2 protein-coding genes are annotated in these 2,188 nt (G+C 76.1%); both read left to right on the top strand.

Annotated elements, in window-relative coordinates:
- A partial coding sequence (locus tag AB0K37_RS41815) for an SseB family protein (protein WP_363991692.1) occupies positions 1-1,133 on the top strand: 1,133 nt, incomplete at its 5' end.
- 60 nt (positions 1,134-1,193) lie between these two features.
- On the top strand, positions 1,194-2,188 hold a 995-nt coding region (locus AB0K37_RS41810), incomplete at its 3' end, for an SseB family protein (protein ID WP_363991690.1).

Raw genomic sequence — 2,188 nt, 5'->3', positions numbered from 1 at the left:
CCAAGCGCCGCGCGTCGTCCGGCGGGGCCCTCCCCAGCACCGACCCCCTGGCCGGCGCCGATCCGCTGTCCGGTGCCGATCCCCTGCCCGCGGGCGCTCCCCCGGCGGGGACGCGGCTGCCGCTGCCGGATCAGGCGCTGCCCGGCATGGACGCGGAACTGCTCGAACCACGTCTCGCCGAAGCCAAGGCGAACGGCGACAACACCGCCTACTTCAAGCTCCTGGAGAACGCCGACCTGGTCCTGCCGGCGACCGCCTCCGCCGTGGAGGACCCCGACCGCGCCGAGTTCCCCACCATCACCATCGGCAGCGGCACCTACGTCACGGTGTTCACCTCGCCCGGGGCACTCGCGCGCACCGGCGACCGGCATCCGGGCCTGTACCGGCGCACCTCGTTCGCCCGGCTGGCCGCCGGGTGGCCCGATCCCGCGTGGCGCCTGGCCATCAACTGGGGCCTGCCCAGCGAAGTGCTCCTGGACTCGTCGGTCATCGGGCGGTTGCAGGGCGGCAGAGGCGGAGCGCCCGATCCCCTCCAGTACGACCCTCTGTCGAACGAGTCCAACCCGTACGGAACGGTCGACCCCAACGCGCTCTCTGGGCCGAACCCCGTCGCCGGCGGTTCGACTCCACCGGTCAACGGCTCGGCCCATGGGTCACCCGCGCCGGGCGGGGCGGCGGACGTCCCGTACGACGACTCTCACACGGCGGTCGACCCGTACACGGCGGCCGATCTGCGGGCGGCCCTGGAAGCGGGCGGCGCCCCGCCGAGGGCACCGGAGCCGGCAGCGGCGGCGCCTCTCGGCGCCCCGACCGACGACCCGCCGGCCGACCCCCCGCCGGTCAAGTCCCCTCCGGCCGACACGCCGCCGGTCAAGAACCCGCTGGCGGGCAACGGCCCGGCCGAAGACCCGCCCGCCCCGCCGACCCGGCCGACCCGGCAGGCGCGGCAGGCGCGGCAGGCGCCCGCTCATGCGCCGCATCCCGCCGGCGTCCCGATGCGTCCGCCGCACGGCACGCGCCTGTGGCGCTCGGCGGGCGAGGGCGGGCAGGAACCGGTCGCCGTCTACGACGCCATCGGCGGCGTCTGGACACCGGTGCGGGCCGACGCGGTTCCGTCTCCCTGGAGCGAGTGACGCGCCCTTCGGCTACCGTCGAGTACGGAATCCCGCCCCGCACGTGAAAGTGGATCCCCAGTGGACTGGAACGACTTCGCCAGACGGCTGACACTGGAGCTTTCACGGCTGCCGGTCACCTCGTTCCTCATCCTGCAAGGTCCGAGCGGCCTGCCCTACGTCCAGGCGATGCGCTCAGAGGGGACGCTCGACGCCGAGGCCGTCGGCAGCGCGTTCCTGCCCCGCCCCCTCGCGTCGCGCCAGGAGCGGCGGCTGAGGGCGCTCGGCTGGGAGCCGCCCGACGAGGAGGACCGCAAGAACTGGTGGGACCGGCTCACCTTCCGCGAGCGCGGCGGCCGCGGCGGGCGCCCCTCCTCGGAGCTGCTGGAGGCGTGCGCCCTGCTCGCCGGGCAGATGACGGGCGCGTTCCGCGACGTCTACGGCATCGAGTCCCCGCTCGAACTCGTCTACCAGGCGAGCAAGGCCGGGCCCGACGGCGGGCCCCTGGCCCTGCCCGGTCTCGGCATCGCGCTCGCCGTCCCGGAGGACGAGCGTCCCGCCCAGGCCGCGGCGCGTCCGGCGCGCCCGTCCGGGTCGGCTCTGGAGGCGGCGCTGGCCGAGGCCCGCGAACGCGGTGACCAGCACGGCTACCTGGAGCTGCTCGCGCGCGCCACGCTGTACCTGCCCTCGCCCGGCGATCCGGAGGGCGGCGAGCACCAGTTCGCCACGGCGCGGTTCGGCGACGGCACGTTCGTGCTCGCCTTCACTTCCCCCGAGGCCATGGACCGCTCTCTGCAGGGGCAGGCGGTCCACCACCGGCAGGCCTCGCTGGCGGAGCTGTCGCGGCGCTGGCCGCACCCGGAGTGGCAGCTCGCGGTGAACCCCGGCCTGCCGAGCGCGTGCTACCTGGACGCCAACGCGCTCCTCGAACCCGAAGGGCCCCGGACGCCCACGCCGCCGGTGGCAACGGACGTCCACGTGGCGGGTCCGTCGTCGCGCCGCTCCTCGCGCGGCTCCGCGTCCCGCGCCGAGGGGCGCGGTGCCCGGCCCGGGGGCCGCCGGGCCTCCAGGCCGCC

Origin of the sequence: Actinomadura sp. NPDC049753 (assembly GCF_040674655.1) — a bacterium.
GTDB lineage: Bacteria > Actinomycetota > Actinomycetes > Streptosporangiales > Streptosporangiaceae > Spirillospora > Spirillospora verrucosospora.
The sequence above is the reverse complement of the archived record's forward strand: the minus strand, read 5'-3'. Positions and strand labels throughout refer to the sequence as shown.